Here is a 17,994-nt window from a genome sequence, read left to right as displayed (position 1 = left end):
CGGGAGGTGGGTTGCGGACATGCCTGATGACCGTTCACCGCCTCCGCTGTGCGAGGCCATCACGAGGGACCGGGCCCTGACGTTCGCCGGAGCGGCGCTGGCAGCCGTCTACGTGTCCGAGTCCGGGCAGCAGGAGCTTCGCCTGGTGGAAACGGCCGGAGGCGCAACCGATCAGTACGAGCTGCCCGAGCGTCTGCCCCTGTTCGGTGGCTCCCCCGCAGCCCACGCCTACCGCGCCGAAGGGCCCCTGTGGCTGAATCCGACGGCGCTCGCCTCCTATCACGAGGGCGGGCCGATGCCCCCGCAAGCACAGGCGCCGCTCGGCGCGCTGCCCCTCGGCACGCCGGGCAGGCGGCTGGGCTGCCTCGTCGTCGTCGGCGCTTCCCCGGACGGCTTCGAGGCCGAGCAGCGACGCTTCCTGGAGCGGTACGCCGACGCGGTCGCCGGGCTGCTCCAGGCCGGGACCGGACCGCCCGCACCGTCGTCCTTGCTGAGTTCCGCCCTGCGCAGTCTGGGTGTCGGCTCGTTCGTCCTGGTGCCGGACACCGGCCTGATCGAGGCGGACGAGACCCTCATGGAGCTGGTCGGCATCACGCCGGACGACTTCGACGGCAAGGCCGACACCCTGCTCTCGCACGCCCTGCCGGAGGACATGCACGCACTGATGTCCGTCCTGGAGCCGTCCGCCCAGGCGTTCGGCCGGCGGGAGCTGGAGTTCCGCGTCCGCCGCCCCACTGGTGGAATGCGCTGGCTGAGCCTGAGTTGCCGGGTGGTGACGCACGCCGACGGCGGGCCGGAACAGGTGCTGGGCGTGGTGGCTGCGACCTCGGTCCTGCACCGGAGCCCCGACGACGTGTCCAGGATCCAGTGGCTGACTGCCGCACTCGACGAGGCCGCCACGGTCCATGACGTCGGTCGAGTGGCGGTCACAGCACTGCGTGAACCGCTGGGCGCCGACCGGGTGGCGCTGGCCGAGCTGCGGGACGACCGGTTCATGGTCACCATGCTCGACCCGCCGCGGCCCGACGCCTGGCCGGAGATCTGGCGTTCCCAGTGGCGTTCGGAGTGGCCCGACGCACCGGTCAGCGCCCTGCCCACGCTTCGCATGGCGCTGCGGGACGGGCGTACGGATCTGTGGCCCGCCGGCACAGCCCTCGAACCCGGACTCGCGGGCGTCGGCACCGGAGGGCTGGCCGTGCTGCCGCTCCCCGCCAAGGGCGGGGTCGCCGGCGTGTGCGTGGTCGGCTGGGATCGGCCGCACCACTTCGTCCCCGAGGAGCGGTCCCTGCTGACCGCGACCGCGGCGCTGGTCGGGCAGGCACTCAAGCGCGCGCACGCACACGACGCCGAGCAGGAGCTCGCGACGATGTTGCAGCGCAGTCTGCTGCCCCGGCGCCTCCCCCAGTTGCCCGGGGGGACGGCAGTCGCCCGCTATCTGCCCGCCAGGCGGGGACTGCAGGTCGGCGGCGACTGGTACGACGTCATCGCCCTCTCCGAGAGGCGGGTGGCGCTGGTCATCGGTGACGTGCAGGGACACAGTGCCGGTGCCGCGACGATCATGGGTCAGATGCGCACCGCGGTCAGGGCGTACGCCGTGGAAGGTCATCCGCCCGACGTGGTGGTCTCCCACGCCAACCGTCTGCTCGTCGGCATGGAGACCGATCTGTTCGCCACCTGCTGCTACGCCGAGCTGGACATGGAGGAGGGCAACACGCTGTTCGTCCGGGCGGGGCACCTCTCACCGCTGGTGCGCCATCCCGACGGAAGCACCGAGGAGGTGATTGCCGAGGGCGGGCCCCCGCTGGGCATTCTCGCGGACGCGGAGTTCCCCCTGACCGCTCTCGCGCTGGCCCCCGGCACGGTGCTCGCCCTGATCACCGACGGGCTGGTCGAGGCCTCGGACCTGCCCCTGGACGAGGGCATGCGCCGGACGCGCACCGCGCTCGCCGCGGCCGATCCGGCGGACCCGGGGCGGATGGCCGACGCGCTGCTCGGCGACGTCGGCCGTCGTGAGGACGACGTGGCGCTGTTGCTGCTGCGCTACGACGGCATGAAGATCCGGCCGATCCGGGCGGGCTGGGCGGTGTGGCGGCTGCCCGACGCCGTGATGCACGCCCGCCGGTTCACCGCGCGCACCCTGCGTCGCTGGCAGGTCGAAGACGCAGCCGACGCGGTGCTGCTCGTGGTGTCCGAACTGGTCACCAACGCCCTGGTGCACACCCAGGGTCCGGTCCGCCTCGACCTGGTGCTCGGCGGGAACCGGGTACGGGTCTCCGTGAGCGACTCCTCACCGCGTGCGCCCGCCAAGCCGGTGATCGTGGACTGGGAGTCGACCGGTGGCCGAGGCCTGCTCCTGGTCGAAGCGGTGTCGGAGTCCGTCGGCTCGGTGCCGGTGGCCGGCGGCAAACAGGTGTGGAGCGAGATCCTGGTGCGGCGGGGCGAGCCGGATCCCGCGGCCTCGGCGCCCCTGACGGAACGAGGGGGTCTGCCATGAGGCCTCGTATGCGACACGTCGTCGCCGCGCTCGTCGCCGGACTGATGACGATGTCCCTGGCGGCCTGCGGAGGAGACAGCGATGCGGACACGGACAGCTTCACCGTGGGCCTGCTGCTCCCGAGCAAAGCGATCCCCCGCTGGGAGCATTCGGACAAGCCGCTGATCGAGAAGCGGCTGAAGGAGCTGTGTGACCGCTGCACCATGGAGTACGCCAATGCCGAGAGCGACGCCAGGAGGCAGCAGCAACAGGTCATCTCCATGATCACCAAGGGTGTCAGCGTCCTGATCCTCGACGCCGCGGACACCAAGGCTCTCCGCTCCTCCATCCGGGAGGCACAGAGGGCAGGCGTCCCCGTCGTCGCCTATGACCGGCTCGCCGAAGGCCCGATCTCGGGTTATGTCAGTTTCAACGGTGCACAGGTCGGCAGGCTCCAGGCCGAGGCGCTCTTGAAGGCCATGGGCGAGGAGGCGAGCCGCGGGAGCGTCGTCATGATGAACGGCGACGCGACCAGCCCCAACGCGGCCTGGTTCCGGAGCGGCGCGATGTCCGTCCTCGCGGGCAAGGTGGAGATCGGCAGGTCGTACGCCACCCAGGGCTGGAGCACGGACAACGCCTACGCCAATATGTCCGCTGCCATCGCAGCCCTGGGCCCGGACCGAATCAGCGGCGTCCTGGCGGTCAACGACGCGGTTGCCGCCGGTGTCATCGCCGCTCTCAAGACTGCCGGTGTCCGGGACCTTCCTCCGGTCACGGGCCAGGATGCCGACCTCGACGCCGTGCAGCGCATCATCACGGGCGAGCAGTACATGACGGTGTACAAGCCCTTCAAGGCGGAAGCCGACGCGGCCGCCGCCATGGCCGTCGCCCTCGGGCGCGGCGAGAAACTCGACGACATCGCCACGACGACGACCGACAGCCCCACCACCAAGGGCGTCCCGTCGATCCTGCTCACTCCGAGGGCGGTGACCCGCGACAACATCGAACAGACCCTGATCAAGGACGGCGTGTACACCATCGACCAGATCTGCACCCCCAAGCTCCGGCAGGCCTGCTCCCAGGCCGGCCTCACCGGGTAGCGGGAGCCGGCCGGTCTCGCGGCGTCGCACTCAGGCCTGGGCGCAGTCCTGCCCGTTCAGCGTGAAGTCGTACGCCGGTGAGTTCTTGCCGCGCCAGGAGGCGAGGAAGCCGAAGGCGAGGCTGCCGTCGGCGGGGACGGCCTTGTTGTAGTCGGCGGCGGCGGCGGTGACGCGGGAGCCGTTCTGGGTGAAGCTCGCGTCCCACATCTGGCCGACCCGCTGGCCGTCCCGGAAGGTCCAGGCGACGCGCCAGTTGTCGAGGGCTTGCTCGGTGGTGACGGTGACGGCGGCCTGGAAGCCGTCGGGCCACTGTCCGACGAGGTCGTACGTGACGTGACAGGTCGTTTGCTCACCCTCCCCCGGCGACGGCCTGGTCTCCGTCGAGGTGTTGGACGATCCCTGGGGTTCCGGGTCGGTGCCCTTGTGGTCGGACGGCGGGGCGGGGGTCTCCTTGTCCGACGGCTCTGGGAAGTTCGGGGAGGGGGACGCCGACTCCGAGGGTGAGCGGGTGGCGACCGGCGGGGAGGGGCGGGGGTCGGCCACCGGCTGGCGGTCGGTGGCGTCGGCGGGTGGCGCGGCGCCGTCGCCGGTGCTGCCCTGCGGCAGCAGGGTGACGGCGAGGGCCAGCAGGGAGACCAGGACGGCGGCGACGAGCAGGCCGCCGCGCAGCACGCGCGCCCGGTCGGCACCGGCCGCCTCGTCGTCCGGGTCGAGCCCGTCGGGGCGGCCGGCGCCGAGGCGTACCTCGGCGGCGCGGCGGCGGCGCTCCAGGTAGGCGAGGCCGCCCCAGCCGATGACACCGCCGGCGAGGGCGCCGGGCAGGCCACCGCCGTGCAGCCGCAGGCAGGCCGCGGCCTCTGCGCACTGCACACAGCGGGCGAGGTGCCGGGAGAGGTCGTCGGGGGTGTCGGCGACCGGTGAGCGGGTGACGGCGTCGAGCAGTCGGGCGTAACTGCGGCACTGCGGGTCCATCGGCGTGTCGAGATGGTTGCGCAGGCAGCGGTCCCGGAACAGGCCGCGTACTTCGGTGAGTTCGTCGGGGACGCCGGTCGGGTCGAGGCCGAGGCGGCGGGCGACCACCGGGAGCGGCAGGGCCTCCACCTCGGCGAGCCACAGCAGTTCGGCGTCGGGTCCCTGCATGTCGCGCAGGGCGCGCAGGGCGAGTGGGCGGCGCAGTGGGGGGCCGGTGTAGCGGGCGGCGTTGTCGGAGTTGAGCCACAGGCGCAGTTCGGGGTCGAGCCGGTGGCCGTGGCCCTGCATCTCCCAGTCGGCCGCCGTGGTGCGTACGGCGGTCAGCAGCAGGGGTATGCGGGGCAGTCGGGGTGGGCGGCGGCCGGCGTTCCGGTGCGTTTCGGACTCGGCGGTGCGGGCCTCGCGTATACCGTGAGCGAACGCCTCCCGGGCGAGCTGGGTCGCGGCCGCGGATCCGGCCGTGCACAGGTCGGCGTACGACAGCACCGTGTCCCAGCACTCGGAGAACAGCGCCGCCTCGGTGGCGTCCTGGGGGGTCGGCAGGTCGGGCATGAGTCTCCTGCATCGTGCGAGGTCAACTCACCATAGGGACAAGGGGAGTTGTGGGGAACCTCGGGCAGGGCAAGAGCCTTTCACGCTTTCGACACAACTGACAAGCCGGGTATTCAAACTGCGGTGTCGTGGGCGGGGCGGGGCGGGGGCGTGCCGAGGTCCGGCGGCGGTCGGGGCGAGCGCGGCGGAGCAGGCGGGGCGGCGCGGGGATGGGCGCAGGCGCGCGCGGCGGGGTGGACGGGGACGCGCGCCGGGGGTCCGGCGGTGGTTGGGCGAGCGCGGCGGGGCGGGCGGGGATGGCCGGGGGCTGTTGGAGGAGGCCGACGGCGGGCGGGGGCGAGTGCGGCGGGCGGATCGCCAGGCGGGCGCGTTCACCGCGCGGCCCCCGCCCTCCGGCTGGGTGAAGGCGTCCCGCTCGGTCTGTGCCGCCGCCGTGCGCAGCGCCTGCCGGGTCTCCGGCAGGTCGGCGGTGTGCCAGGCGGCGAGGGCGAGCCGCATCGCGGTGCGCTGCTCGGTGGCCCGGGCCGCGACCCGGCGGGCCTCGGCCTCGTCGCGGCGCTGCGCGCGGCGGCGCGGCGCGGTGGCTGCGCTCCACGTACGGCGTCACCGTCGAGGGGCGGTCGGGACGAGTCCGGCGGGGCGGCCCGCTGCCGTCGGGATCGAGCGCGGCGTGGCGGGCGGCGCCGAGTTGTGGGGTGTGCCCGGTGTGCGGCGCCTCGACCACTCACCCGGCGTGGTCTGGTGCGTCCGCCGTAGCGCATGCCGTACGTCCCAGCCCGCCGTGCTGCACGTCTCGGCCGCAACGCCCTGTTGCCGCCCCGGATTACGCCTGCGCCGTCTCCTGCTGCGCCTCCCGTGCGGGCAGGCTGTCCATGAACGAGCTGACGGAGAAGACCGCGCGGCCGGGGCCGGGCGGGCCGTAGCCGGGCGGGGAGGTGAGGCCGAAGTCGTCCATGGTGGCGCGGTACGCCTCCAGCAACCGGATGTGATACTCCAGCGGCGCACCCTGCGGGTTGGCCTTGCCGAGCGGCGTGGTCGGCTCGGGGCACCACGTGGTGAACCGGGGCGTGATGCCGTGCGACATGAAGAAGCGCAGGCCCTCCGTGGTCGACGCGATGGCCTCGTCGACCGTGGTGAAACCGAACGGCTCCGCCATCTCCACGCCCGCCACGAAGTTGGGGATCACGTTGCGCGCGCCGAAGACCTCCGCCGAGTCGAGGATGCGCTTGTGCCACTCGTCGCGGCCGACATAGCGCTCCTTGCCGGGGCAGTACAGCTCGAACAGCCGCCGGTCCCACACCTCGTAGTTCGGGTGGTAGATCTGCACGCCGTAGTCCTTGAACCGCTGCACGTCGTCACGCGGCAGCGCCTGGGCCACCACCTTGCCGATCCACCGCCCCGGGAACCGCTCCTCGATGGCCTTGGCGTAGTGCCCGTAGAAGTCGGCTTCGTCCCGCCCGGCGACCGTCTTGGTGATCGCACCGCCGGTGAGCGTGTAGGCGGTGGACGCCTTGGCGGTGTCGTACCGGTCGATGATCTCCAGGGCCTCCAGGACCTCCTCGACGTCCTTCACCCCGGTGTACGGCCGCCCGGCCGCCTTGTGCTGGCGCCAGTTGTGATTGATGTCGCAGTACTGGCACTCCTCCTTGGCGCCGAAGTACTGACAGACACGGAAGACGGTCAGGTAGATCAGGTAACCCCACTGGATCGTCGGTGCCACCTCCATCACCGACTTCCCGTTGGACAGCGTGTGCCGGTAGTACTCCGGCATCGGCGGCACGCCCACATCAGCGATCCGCCCGCCGTCGAGGTACAGCCCGAGCATCCCGTCCTCGTCGGCGGCCACGCGGTACGGAGACGACGGGTTCACACGCACGGAGACGACGGTCCGCCGCAGGTCGTACGGCCCTCCGGTCAGGATGATCTCCTCCGGCGGGCGGCGCAGCGCGGCCTCGCCCAGCTCGGGCAGGGTGCCGTGGTCGAAGGAGAAGATGAAGTACGACTTCGGCTTGACCTCACCGCCCTCATTGTCGCTCAGCGCGGACGGGTCGAAGGCGACACCACCCCGGAGCAGGTCCTCTTTGAAGACGGCCTCCCGCGGCACATGCGGGAAGCGCTCCATCAGATCCTCGACGAGCGCGGTGCGGCTGCCCATCTTCGTGTCTCCTCCCAGTTCGGACGTACGACTCCTCACGGTATGCCCACTGCCTCCCGAGCCGTGCAGCCGGGTCCGGCAGGCATGTCCGAGGGTGATTTGCTGGACCCGACATGGACAACATTCGGCGGGGAGGGGCGACCGCATGACCGGTACCGTGACCAACTGGGCGGGCAACATCACGTACGCCGCCAAGGAGCTGCACCGCCCGCCCACGCTCGACGCGCTGCGCTCGCTCGTCGCGGACAGTGCGCGGGTGCGGGTGCTGGGCAGCGGGCACTCGTTCAACGAGATCGCCGAACCGGGCCCCGAGGGCATGCTGCTCTCCCTGGACGCCCTGCCGCCCGAGATCGACGTCGACACGGCGGCCCGCACGGTACGGGTCTCGGGCGGCGTCCGCTACGCCGAACTCGCCCGCCATGTCCACGCACACGGCCTGGCTCTGGCCAACATGGCATCCCTGCCGCACATCTCCGTCGCCGGATCGGTGGCGACCGGCACCCACGGCTCGGGGGTCGGCAACCCACCCCTCGCCGCCGCGGTGCGCGAGGTCGACCTGGTCACCGGCGACGGTACGACCGTCACGGTCGCCCGGGGCGAGGAGCGCTTCGGCGGCGCGGTCACCTCGCTGGGCGCACTCGGCGCCGTCACCGCGCTCACCCTCGATCTGCAGCCGTCCTACGACGTCGAGCAGTACGTCTTCACCGAACTGCCCCTGTCCGGGATCGACTTCGAGACCGTCATGGCGGCGGCGTACAGCGTCAGCCTGTTCACCGACTGGCGCGAGCCCGGTTTCCGGCAGGTGTGGGTCAAGCGCCGTACCGACCAGCCGCTGCCCGCCTTTCCCTGGGCAGCGCCCGCGACGCAGGCGCTGCACCCGGTGCCGGGGATGCCCGCGGTCAACTGCACCGAGCAGTTCGGCGTCCCCGGGCCCTGGCATGAGCGACTGCCGCACTTCCGCGCGGAGTTCACGCCGAGCAGCGGTGCGGAGTTGCAGTCGGAGTACCTGATGCCGCGGTCGTATGCCGTCGATGTACTGCATGCCCTCGACGCGATCCGTACGGTCATGGCGCCGGTCCTGCAGACCTGCGAGGTGCGCACGATCGCCGCCGATCAGCAGTGGCTGAGCCCCGCGTACGGGCGGGACAGCATGGCGGTGCACTTCACCTGGGTCGAGGACATGGCGGCGGTGCTGCCGGTGGTGCGGCGGGTGGAGGAGGCGCTGGAGGCCTTTGACGCGCGGCCGCACTGGGGGAAGGTGTCCGCGATGCCGGCGGCGGTGGTGCGCGAGCGCTATCCGCGGCTGGGCGACTTCCGGGTGCTGGCCCGGACACTCGACCCCAGCGGCACATTCGCCAACGCCTTCGTGCGGGACATCCTGGCGGCCTGAACCGGCCAGGACTCCCCCTGCGTCGCACTTTCTACACCCCCTTTCCTAACCCCTTGTCGAATGTTCCCCCAGCCCATAGCCTTGCGCCGCGCCGGTGCCGATGTCGTCCCGGCCTGAGCTGAAGGGATGGGGGTCGGCCCGGTGAAGCGCACATCACGTGACATCCGCACCGCGAACCGCTACGAGGTGCTGCGCCAGATCATCGCCGAGTCTCCCACCTCCCGGCAGGAGCTGGCCGCCGCGACCGGTCTGAGCCTCGCCACCGTCGCCACGCTGGTCGGCGAGCTGCTCGACCTCGGCATGATCACCGAGGTCGGTTTCGAGGACTCGGCGGGCGGCCGCCCGCGCGGGCTCGTGGCCGTCAACGCGTCCGGCGGCGCGCTGATCGGCGTCGACATCGCGGAAACGTACGTGCATGTCGAGCTGTTCGACCTCGGGCTGAACGTGCTGGCCCGCGCCGACGAGGACATGCGTCCCGGGGAGAGCCGCCCGGAGCAGGTGGTCGGCCATGTCGCCGCCGCGGTCGGCTCGGTGGTCGCGCAGGCCGGGGTCGAGGGCGCGCGCGTGCTCGGCGTCGGGGTGAGCGTGCCGGGGCAGGTGGACCGCGACACGGGCATCTCCGAGTACGCGCCGAACTGGGACTGGCACGATGTGCCGCTCCTCGACCTGCTCGCCGAGCACATCGCCTACCCCCTCTACCTGGACAACCCGTTGCGCGCCTGCGCGGTGGCCGAGCTGTGGTTCGGAGCGGCGCGGGGGCGTGGCGACGCGGTGGTGGTCAACCTGGGGACGGGGGTGGGCGCCGGGCTGGTCCTGGGCGGTGGGCTGCATCGCGGCGTCAGCAACAGCGCCGGCGAGTGGGGTCACACCACCCTCGTCCTGGACGGCCGGCTGTGCCACTGCGGCAACCACGGCTGCGTGGAGACCTACGTGGGCGCTCCCGGGATCATGCAGCACCTGCGTGAGCTGAGCCCCGGCAGTCCGCTGCTCCACCCCGAGGACCAGACGGCCACCATCGACGCCCTCGCCCGCGCGGTCGCCGCGCTCGACCCGGTGGCCCTCAAGGTCGTCCGGGACACCGCCCGTTACCTCGCCGCCGGGATCGCCGACCTGGTCAATCTCCTCAACCCCGAAGTGGTCGTGCTCAGCAGCTGGGTAGCGGCCACGCTCGGCGAACCTCTCCTCGCCGAAGTGCGCGAAGCCGTTTCCCGGCACGCGCTGCGGCGGCCGCTGGCCGCCACCGAGATCGTCCTCTCCCCGATCCCCACCGACCCGGTCTCCCTCGGCGCGGCGACGTTCGCGCTCGAAGGCGCCCTGCAGTCCGTCGGGCAGAGGAACGGCAAGCGCACCACCACCCCCGCGAGGAGCCGTACCGCGCCGTCTTCATGACGACGGTCCGTTGGGTGGCCTGCCGAACCGTCACGTCCGGCATTCCGAACGCTACGCAACGTTTCGAACAGACTTCGTTCGACCCCTTGCCGAAGCCTTAGCCGAAGGTTAGCGTCCCGCACCGCACCTTCTGAACGAGCCGCAGCCGCACAAGAGACAAGGACGTCAGCATGTCGGCATTCAGCAAGAGCAACTGGGACCGCCGATCCGTACTGCGCGCCGCCATGGGCCTGGCCGCCGCCGGCGGGCTGGCAGCCTGTGGGAGCAACAACGGGCGGGGCGGCGGAGCTTCGGGCGACGCTCTCGTGCAGTACTTCCACGCGTACGGCGAGGCGGGGACCGAGCAGGCCATCAAGAAGTACGCGGCCGCCTACGACAAGGCGAACGTGACCACCCAGTGGATCACCGGGTCGAACTTCGAGAGCAAGCTCTTCGCCAGCCTGCTCACCGACAACGCGCCCGACCTCTTCGAGTTCCACCCACAGATCCAGCTCGTCACGAGCGGTCAGGTGCTGGACCTCACCGACATCGTCGAACCGGTCAAGGACGACTTCAACCAGGCCGACATCCAGTCGCACACGGTGGACGGCAAGATATACGGCGTCCGCATGATCGACGACCCGCAGTTCTTCTTCTACCGCCCCTCGCTGTTCGAGAAGGCCGGCGTCGAGGTGCCGCAGACCCTCGACGAGTTGATCGAGGTCGCCGCCAAGCTCACCACGGACAAGGTGAAGGGCGTGTACCTCGGAAACACGCTGCAGGCTGTGATCCGCCCGATGATCTGGGCGGCCGGAGCCGACACCCTCGACGAGAACAACCGGATCGCCTACCACACGGACGGGGTCGTCGAGGGCCTGAAGAAGATGCGCAAGCTGTTCACCAGCGGCGATCTGCTCCTCGACGCCCCGGCCGACTACTGGGACCCCTCCGCCCTCAACCAGGGCCTGACCGCGATCCAGTTCTGCGGTATGTGGGCGATGCCGGCGATGCAGCAGACGCTCGGCGACGACCTCGGGGTCTTCCCGTTCCCCCAGGTCACCGACGCCGGCAAGCCCTCGGTCTACAACGGCGGCTGGTCGATGTTCGTCAACGCCAAGAGCGACAAGGCCGACGAGGCCAAGGAGTACGTGAAGTGGCTGTGGATCGACCAGAAGGAGTACCAGGAGGACTGGGCGCTGTCCTACGGCTTCCACGTCCCGCCGCGCACCTCGATCGCCGAGAGCGCCGACAAGCTGAAGTCGGGGCTGCCGGCGGAGGGCGTCAAGCTCTTCACCGACTACGGGCACTTCGACAACATCGGGTGGACCCAGGCCATGATCAAGGCGACGGAGGACGTCTTCGCGGACTGTGTGCGCAAGGACGGTGACCCGGAGGCCGCGCTCGACAAGTGCGACAAGGCCGTCAACACCGAACTGAAGAAGCTCTTCGGATAGACCGCCGGACGGACCGCGACATGTCGACGACCACCACGCGCGGCCTCGCGCGCCCCGCCCCGGCCAAGTCCTCCGGGACCAGGCCGCGGCGGGGTCTGCGGGGCAACAGCACCTTCAACTTCTGGCTCTTCACCGGGCCGTTCCTCATCGGCCTGCTGATCTTCGTCTACGTCCCCATCGGCTGGAGCATCTGGCTCAGCTTCTTCGAGGCACGCTTCACCGTCACGCCCGACAAGTTCATCGGGTTCGACAACTACCGGCAGATGCTGGGGAACGGCAACTTCACCGGTTCCCTCCTCACCTTCACCGTCTTCGCCGCGATCATCGTGCCCACCACCTGGGCGCTGTCGCTGGGCCTGGCCCTGATGGTGAACCGGTTGCGCTTCATGCGGGCGTTCTTCCGGTCGGTGTTCTTCCTGCCGACCGCGTGCAGCTACGTCGCCGCCTCCCTGATCTGGAAGATGTCCATCTTCAACGGGGTGCGCTTCGGCCTGGCGAACACCGTCCTCGGCTGGTTCGGCGTGGAGAACATCGCCTGGCTTGCCAACCCCGACCCGCCGTGGTACTGGCTGGTCATCGTCACGGCACGGCTGTGGCTGCAGTCCGGCTTCTACATGATCCTGTTCCTGGCCGCGCTGCAGAACATCCCGGACGAGCTGTACGAGGCCGCCGCCATCGACGGCGCCAAGCCGGGCTGGCAGACCTTCCGGTACATCACGCTCCCGCAGCTGCGGGCCACGTCGACGGCCGTGATCCTGCTGCTGCTCATCGCGGCGTATCAAGCCTTCGACGAGTTCTTCAACCTCCTGTCGAAGACGACCTGGGGACGACCACCGCTGGTCGAGCTGTACTACACCGCCCTCGGCGACAGCCAGGACTACGGCGCGGGCAGTGCGGGCGCGGTGATCCTGACCCTGCTGATCTGCGCCGTCACCCTGCTCCAGGGCAAGATCATGGGTTTCGGAAGGGGTGACGAGTCCAAGTGACCTCCAAGACGGTCAAGGCGAGCAGCACCGCACGCGGCGCGCGCCGCGGTGGCGTCATGAGCTCCACCGGTCTCTACATCGCCATCGGTGTCGCCGCCCTCCTCTTCCTGATCCCGTTCTACGTCCTGCTCCGCAACGCCCTCTCCACCGACCCGGAGATCACCGGCGAGGACTGGAAGCTCTTCCCCACGGACATCCAGTGGGGCAACATCACCGAGCCGTTCGCCGACCCGACCGTGGACTTCGGCCAGGCGCTGTGGAACTCGGCGGTCGTCGGAGTCCTGCACACCGTCGGCATCCTCCTGGTGTGCTCCCTCGCGGGCTACGGCCTGGCACGCATCCCGTACAAGCACGCGAACAAGGTGTTCTACGCCGTCCTGTTCACCCTGATGGTCCCCACCGCCGTCACCTTCGTGCCGAGCTTTGTGCTGGTCTCGTCACTCGGTTGGGTGGACAGCTACCGGGGTCTCATCATTCCGGGCCTGTTCAGTGGTTTCACCTGTTTCCTCTTCCGGCAGTACTTCCTCGGGTTCCCGAAGGAGTTGGAGGAGGCGGCGCGTGTGGACGGGCTCGGCTACTGGGGTGCGTACTGGCGTGTCGTCGTGCCCAACTCGCTGAACTTCTTCGCGGCGATCGCGACGATCACGTTCATCAACGGCTGGAACGCGTTCCTGTGGCCGCTGGTGATCGGCCAGGACCCCAGCGCCTGGACCGTCCAGGTCGCGCTCTCCTCGTACATGACGAACCAGACCGTCAACTACCACCTGATCTTCATGGCCACCGCAATTTCCATCCTGCCCCTGGTGTTTGTGTTCCTCTTCCTCCAGCGCTGGCTGGTGCAGGGGATCGCGCAGACCGGCATCAAGGGCTGACCTAGGAGACAGATGTCCTTCCGCACGACAACGGCCATCCAGTACGTCGAGGACGTCGCGCCCGGCACCGGCGCCCTGCCGCCCCGCGCCTGGTACGCGTCCTCCGACGCCGCGTCCCTGTCCCTCAACGGCAGCTGGCGCTTCCGCCTGTCGCCGACCGCCGACGCCGAGGACGACTCCTTCGCCGAGCCCGGCTACGACGCCGGTGACTGGGCGGAGGTCGGCGTCCCCGGGCACTGGGTCCTGCAGGGCCATGGTTCGCCCATTTATACGAACCACCTGTACCCCTTCCCGGTGGACCCCCCGCACATCCCCACCGAGAACCCCACCGGCGACCACCTCCGCGTCTTCGACCTGCCCGACGGCTGGCCGTCGGACGGCGGCGTTACTGTCCGCTTCGACGGCGTCGAGTCGTGTGCCCGCGTCTGGCTGAACGGCACGGAGCTAGGCGAGTTCAAGGGCTCCCGCCTGCCGCACGAGTTCGAGGTCGGGCATCTGCTGAAGCCATCCGGCAACGTCCTCGCGGTCCGTGTCCACCAGTGGTCGGCGGGCTCGTACCTGGAGGACCAGGACCAGTGGTGGCTGCCGGGCATCTTCCGTGACGTCACCCTGCTGCACCGCCCGGCGGGCAGCGTGCGTGACTTCTTCGTCCACACCTCCTACGACCACCTCACCGGCGAGGGCACCCTGCGCGTCGACTCCGACGTCGACGGGCGGGTGTCCGTGCCCGCCCTGGACATCGATGTCGCGACGGGCGAGTCGGTGACGGTCCCGGTCGAACCGTGGTCGGCGGAGACGCCGAAGCTGTACGACGGTGAGCTGGTCACGGCGGGCGAGCGCGTGCCCCTGCGCATCGGCTTCCGTACCGTCGTACTCGAAGACGGCCTGATCAAGGTCAACGGCAGGGCGATCCTCTTCAAGGGCGTCAACCGGCACGAGTGGCACCCGGAGCGGGGCCGCGCGCTCGACCTGGAGACCATGCGCGAGGACGTGCTGCTGATGAAGCGGCACAACCTCAACGCCGTCCGCACCTCGCACTACCCGCCGCACCCGGCTTTCCTCGACCTGTGCGACGAGTACGGCCTGTGGGTCATCGACGAGTGCGACCTGGAGACCCACGGCTTCACCGAGCAGGCGTGGCGGGACAACCCGGTCGACGACGACCGCTGGACCCCGGCCCTGCTGGACCGCGCCGCCCGCATGGTCGAGCGCGACAAGAACCACCCGTCCGTCGTGTTCTGGTCCCTCGGCAATGAGGCCGGCACCGGGCGTGGGCTGACCGCCATGGCCGAGTGGATCCACGAACGGGACCCCGACCGGCTCGTGCACTACGAGGGCGACTGGAACTGCCGGGACACGGACGTGTACTCGCGGATGTACGCATCCCACGCGGAGGTCGAGCAGATCGGCCGGAAGCTCGACGGCGGCACCCACAAGCGCCGCGAGCTGCCCCTCATCCAGTGCGAGTACGGGCACGCCATGGGCAACGGCCCCGGCGGGCTCGCCGACTACCAGCGGCTGTACGAGGCGTACGACCGGCTCCAGGGCGGGTTCATCTGGGAGTGGATCGACCACGGCATCAAGCATCCCGAGCTGGGCTACGCCTACGGCGGCGACTTCGGCGAGGAGCTGCACGACGGCAACTTCGTCTGCGACGGGCTGATCTTCCCGGACCGGACGCCTTCGCCGGGTCTTGTCGAGTACAAGAAGGTCATCGAGCCGGTCGGCATCGACGGCGACGGCGCGGACGGCACCGTACGCGTGACCAACAAGTACGACTTCGCAGACCTGTCGGCGCTGGCCTTCGAGTGGTCGTACCAGGTGGACGGCGAGACGGTCGAGGCGGGCGCCCTGTCGGTGCCGGCGCTCGCGCCGGGCGAGTCGGCCGACGTCAAGCTGCCGGAGCCCCCGGCGGACGCGCAAGGTGCCGAAACCCAGTGGACGGTACGAGCGCTGCTGGCAGCGGACACCGTGTGGGGGCCGAAGGACCACGAGGTCGCGTGGGGCCAGTTCCCCGTCTCCGCCCGGCCGTTGCCCACGGTGGCCGCGACCGACCGCCCGACCACGAGCGATCGCCTGATCTATCTCGGCCCGGCCTCCTTCGACGCCCGCACGGGCGCGCTGAAGACCATCGGCGGCGTCGAGGTGACCGCCCCGCGCCTGGACGTGTGGCGGGCGCCCACCGACAACGACGACGGCGCCGAATGGCAGACCGACACCCGCTACGGGATGCTGTGGCGCAAGTACGGTCTGCACCGTATGCGGCACCGCCTGGACGCCGTGGAGTTGACCGACGACGCGCTGACGGTACGGACCCGGGTGGCGCCCGCCGCCTGGGAGGTGGGCCTCGCCACGGTGTACCGCTGGACCTCCGACGGCACCCGGCTGCGGCTGACCGTGTCGGTGACGCCGGAGGGCGACTGGACGGTACCGCTGCCCCGGCTCGGCATCCGGTTGGGGCTCGCCCAGGCGGACGCCGTGAAGTGGTTCGGCGGCGGTCCCGGCGAGGCGTACCCGGACACCAAGTCGGCTTCGATGCTGGGGCGTTGGCACTCCACCGTCGACGAGCTGCAGACGCCGTACGTCCGCCCGCAGGAGAACGGCGCCCGTGCCGACGTCCGCTGGGTGGAGCTCGGCGGGCTGCGGATCGAGGGCGACCCGGAGTTCTGGTTCACCGCCCGACGCTGGACGACCGAACAGCTGGACACCGCCCGGCACCGCACCGACCTCACGCCGGGCGACACAGTGTGGGTCAATCTCGACCACGGCCAGCACGGCATCGGCTCGCAGTCGTGCGGCCCGGGCCCGCTGCCGCAGTACTTCCTGCCGGCGGAGCCCGCGGAGTTCTCCTTCGTCTTCTCGGAGATCAATTGAGTGGCAGTATCGAGGTCCGGGGCCTGACCCGGACCTTCCACACCACGGTGCGGCGTCCCGGCCTGGCCGGGGCGCTGCGCTCCCTCGTCAACCCGGAGCGGGTCGCCAAGCACGCCGTCCTCGACGTCTCCTTCGACGTCGCCCCCGGTGAACTCCTCGCGCTGCTCGGCCCGAACGGCGCCGGGAAATCGACCACCATCAAGATGCTCACCGGCATCCTCACCCCGACGGCCGGTGAGGCCCGGGTCGCGGGGGTAGTGCCGTACCAGGAGCGGGAGCGCAACGCCCGCAACATCGGCGCCGTGTTCGGGCAGCGCACCCAGCTGTGGTGGGACCTGCCCGTGCGTGAGTCGTTCGCGATCCTGCGGGACATCTACGAGGTGCCGAAGGCCGAACACGCCGCGCGGCTCAAGGAGTTCGACGAGCTCCTTGATCTCTCCTCCTTCTGGGACACGCGCGTACGTCACCTCTCCCTCGGCCAGCGGGTGCGCAGCGATCTGGCCGCCGCCCTGCTGCACGACCCGCCGGTCGTCTTCCTGGACGAGCCGACCATCGGCATGGACGTGGTGGTCAAGGAGCAGGTGCGGGAGTTCCTCCGCAACCAGGTGGAGGAGCGCGGCCGTACGGTCCTGCTGACCACGCACGACATGACCGAGGTCGAGCGGCTCGCCGAACGCGTCGTCCTCATCAACCACGGCCGGCTGATGCTGGACGGCACCCTCGAGGAGATCCGCCGCAAGTTCGGCTCCACCTGGCAGGTGCGGGCCACGCTCGCCGACCCGCACGCCGAGGTCGTACCGCCGCCGGGCATCGCGTTACTGCGGCACGACGGCCCCCGGGTCGTCTTCGGACCCGACGGGCCGGACGCGCCGACCGTGCACCAGGCGCTGAAGGCGGTCATCGAGCGGTTCGAGGTGACCGACATCGGCATCGACGAGGCGGACCTCGAAGACGTGATGCGGGCCGCGTACGTCCAGGCGACGGGGGACGCCTGATGGCCATGGTGCACGCCTGGCGCGCCGCCCGCGTCACCCCGCTCGGCGAGCTGCACGCCCCGCCCCGCATGACCGCCGTCCTGCTGCGGCTGAGCGTGCAGGTGGTGCTGGTGTGGTCGTTGTGGCGCGGCCTGTACGCGCAGACCGGCACCACCGCCGGACTCGACCGGGACCAGGCGGTGACGTACGCGGTGCTCGCCGTACTCGCCTCCCGTCTGCGGGAGTTGGACCAGTACACGGGCCGGGACACCGTGCTGCAGCACATGCACTTCGGGACGATCGTCTACTGGTACCTGCGCCCGCTGCCGCCGCAGCGGTACTACGCCCTGCGCGCCCTCGGCGAACAGCTCTACGGGCTGGCGTGGGCGCTGGGCGGCTACGCGGTCTGCCTGGCCGTGGGAGCCGTGGAGCCCCCCAGGTCGGCGGCCGTGGCCGGGGTGTTCCTGCTGAGCATGCTGCTCGGCCAGTGGGTCCTGTACTACGTCATGCTCGTCCTGGACCAGCTGTGCTTCTTCACGCTCCGCAACAACGCCGCGATGCTGATCCTCCTCTTCGCGCAGAACCTGCTGGCCGGGGTGTACGCGCCGCTGTGGTTCTTTCCCGACTGGTTCATCACGATGAGCGCCTTCCTGCCCTTCCAGGCGACGCTGAGCGTGCCGCTGTCGCTGTACGTGGGCCGGATTCCGTTGTCGGACGCGGCGCTCCAGATCGCCGTACAGGCCGCCTGGGTGGTGGCGTTGGCGCTGTTCACCCGGTGGGTGTGGCGGCGGGCCGCGCAGCGCGTGATCTCGCAGGGAGGCTGA

The 17,994-nt window shown here is 70.5% G+C and carries 12 protein-coding genes; 10 read left to right on the top strand and 2 right to left on the bottom strand.

Annotated features, from left to right (window positions below; all coding sequences use genetic code 11):
* Positions 1 to 19 precede the first annotated feature (19 nt).
* Together SSP24_RS07870 and SSP24_RS07865 are read left to right on the top strand one after the other, a co-directional pair.
* Complete coding sequence (locus SSP24_RS07870) at positions 20 to 2,494, top strand: SpoIIE family protein phosphatase (protein ID WP_141308189.1); 2,475 nt, start codon at positions 20 to 22, stop codon at positions 2,492 to 2,494.
* On the top strand, positions 2,491 to 3,573 hold the full coding sequence (locus SSP24_RS07865; protein ID WP_141308187.1) for a sugar ABC transporter substrate-binding protein: 1,083 nt from the start codon (positions 2,491 to 2,493) through the stop codon (positions 3,571 to 3,573). Before SSP24_RS07870 ends, SSP24_RS07865 begins: the two co-directional genes overlap by 4 nt.
* Positions 3,574 to 3,603: 30 nt before the next feature.
* Here the strand turns inward: SSP24_RS07865 and SSP24_RS07860 are convergent, their stop codons facing one another.
* A complete protein-coding gene (locus SSP24_RS07860) occupies positions 3,604 to 5,097 on the bottom strand; it encodes a cellulose-binding domain-containing protein (RefSeq protein ID WP_141308185.1) in 1,494 nt (497 codons plus the stop codon).
* A gap of 823 nt (positions 5,098 to 5,920) precedes the next feature.
* The gene (locus SSP24_RS07855; RefSeq protein WP_141308183.1) at positions 5,921 to 7,252 is read right to left on the bottom strand and encodes a radical SAM protein; all 1,332 of its coding nucleotides are present in this window, start codon (positions 7,250 to 7,252) and stop codon (positions 5,921 to 5,923) included.
* Positions 7,253 to 7,397: 145 nt separating this feature from the next.
* Between SSP24_RS07855 and SSP24_RS07850 the strand changes: the two genes are divergently transcribed.
* From SSP24_RS07850 to SSP24_RS07815, 8 genes are all read left to right on the top strand, one after another.
* Positions 7,398 to 8,642 carry an FAD-binding protein gene (locus SSP24_RS07850; RefSeq protein ID WP_141308181.1) on the top strand — a complete coding sequence of 415 codons (1,245 nt, stop codon included), beginning with the start codon at positions 7,398 to 7,400 and terminating at the stop codon, positions 8,640 to 8,642.
* Positions 8,643 to 8,768: 126 nt separating this feature from the next.
* The gene (locus tag SSP24_RS07845) at positions 8,769 to 10,031 is read left to right on the top strand and encodes an ROK family transcriptional regulator (RefSeq protein ID WP_174864620.1); all 1,263 of its coding nucleotides are present in this window, start codon (positions 8,769 to 8,771) and stop codon (positions 10,029 to 10,031) included.
* Between the two features lie 170 nt (positions 10,032 to 10,201).
* Positions 10,202 to 11,464: an ABC transporter substrate-binding protein gene (locus SSP24_RS07840; protein WP_141308177.1), complete on the top strand. Its 1,263-nt coding sequence runs from the start codon at positions 10,202 to 10,204 to the stop codon at positions 11,462 to 11,464.
* Positions 11,465 to 11,484: 20 nt separating this feature from the next.
* On the top strand, positions 11,485 to 12,450 hold the full coding sequence (locus tag SSP24_RS07835; RefSeq protein ID WP_141308175.1) for a carbohydrate ABC transporter permease: 966 nt from the start codon (positions 11,485 to 11,487) through the stop codon (positions 12,448 to 12,450).
* Between the two features lie 56 nt (positions 12,451 to 12,506).
* Positions 12,507 to 13,322 carry a carbohydrate ABC transporter permease gene (locus SSP24_RS07830; RefSeq protein ID WP_141308279.1) on the top strand — a complete coding sequence of 272 codons (816 nt, stop codon included), beginning with the start codon at positions 12,507 to 12,509 and terminating at the stop codon, positions 13,320 to 13,322.
* A gap of 12 nt (positions 13,323 to 13,334) precedes the next feature.
* Positions 13,335 to 16,196, top strand: coding sequence for a glycoside hydrolase family 2 TIM barrel-domain containing protein (locus tag SSP24_RS07825; protein WP_141308173.1), 2,862 nt, complete (start codon positions 13,335 to 13,337; stop codon positions 16,194 to 16,196).
* Positions 16,193 to 17,191, top strand: a complete 999-nt coding sequence (locus SSP24_RS07820) for an ABC transporter ATP-binding protein (protein ID WP_141308171.1) — start codon at positions 16,193 to 16,195, stop codon at positions 17,189 to 17,191. The genes SSP24_RS07825 and SSP24_RS07820 overlap by 4 nt, the downstream gene beginning before the upstream one ends.
* Positions 17,191 to 17,994, top strand: coding sequence for an ABC transporter permease (locus SSP24_RS07815; protein WP_141308169.1), 804 nt, complete (start codon positions 17,191 to 17,193; stop codon positions 17,992 to 17,994). The genes SSP24_RS07820 and SSP24_RS07815 overlap by 1 nt, the downstream gene beginning before the upstream one ends.

Source organism: Streptomyces spinoverrucosus (genome assembly GCF_006539505.1).
Lineage (GTDB): Bacteria > Actinomycetota > Actinomycetes > Streptomycetales > Streptomycetaceae > Streptomyces > Streptomyces spinoverrucosus.
The sequence above is the reverse complement of the archived record's forward strand: the minus strand, read 5'-3'. Positions and strand labels throughout refer to the sequence as shown.

What these genes read in the sequence shown, in the direction of transcription:
- SSP24_RS07825 (WP_141308173.1), top strand. Translation starts at nt 13,335, where the DNA reads ATGTCCTTCCGCACGACAACGGCCATCCAGTACGTCGAGGACGTCGCG.
- SSP24_RS07850 (WP_141308181.1), top strand. Translation starts at nt 7,398, where the DNA reads ATGACCGGTACCGTGACCAACTGGGCGGGCAACATCACGTACGCCGCC.
- SSP24_RS07870 (WP_141308189.1), top strand. Translation starts at nt 20, where the DNA reads ATGCCTGATGACCGTTCACCGCCTCCGCTGTGCGAGGCCATCACGAGG.
- SSP24_RS07840 (WP_141308177.1), top strand. Translation starts at nt 10,202, where the DNA reads ATGTCGGCATTCAGCAAGAGCAACTGGGACCGCCGATCCGTACTGCGC.
- SSP24_RS07835 (WP_141308175.1), top strand. Translation starts at nt 11,485, where the DNA reads ATGTCGACGACCACCACGCGCGGCCTCGCGCGCCCCGCCCCGGCCAAG.
- SSP24_RS07830 (WP_141308279.1), top strand. Translation starts at nt 12,507, where the DNA reads ATGAGCTCCACCGGTCTCTACATCGCCATCGGTGTCGCCGCCCTCCTC.
- SSP24_RS07845 (WP_174864620.1), top strand. Translation starts at nt 8,769, where the DNA reads ATGGGGGTCGGCCCGGTGAAGCGCACATCACGTGACATCCGCACCGCG.
- SSP24_RS07815 (WP_141308169.1), top strand. Translation starts at nt 17,191, where the DNA reads ATGGCCATGGTGCACGCCTGGCGCGCCGCCCGCGTCACCCCGCTCGGC.
- SSP24_RS07865 (WP_141308187.1), top strand. Translation starts at nt 2,491, where the DNA reads ATGAGGCCTCGTATGCGACACGTCGTCGCCGCGCTCGTCGCCGGACTG.
- SSP24_RS07855 (WP_141308183.1), bottom strand. Translation starts at nt 7,252, where the DNA reads ATGGGCAGCCGCACCGCGCTCGTCGAGGATCTGATGGAGCGCTTCCCG.
- SSP24_RS07860 (WP_141308185.1), bottom strand. Translation starts at nt 5,097, where the DNA reads ATGCCCGACCTGCCGACCCCCCAGGACGCCACCGAGGCGGCGCTGTTC.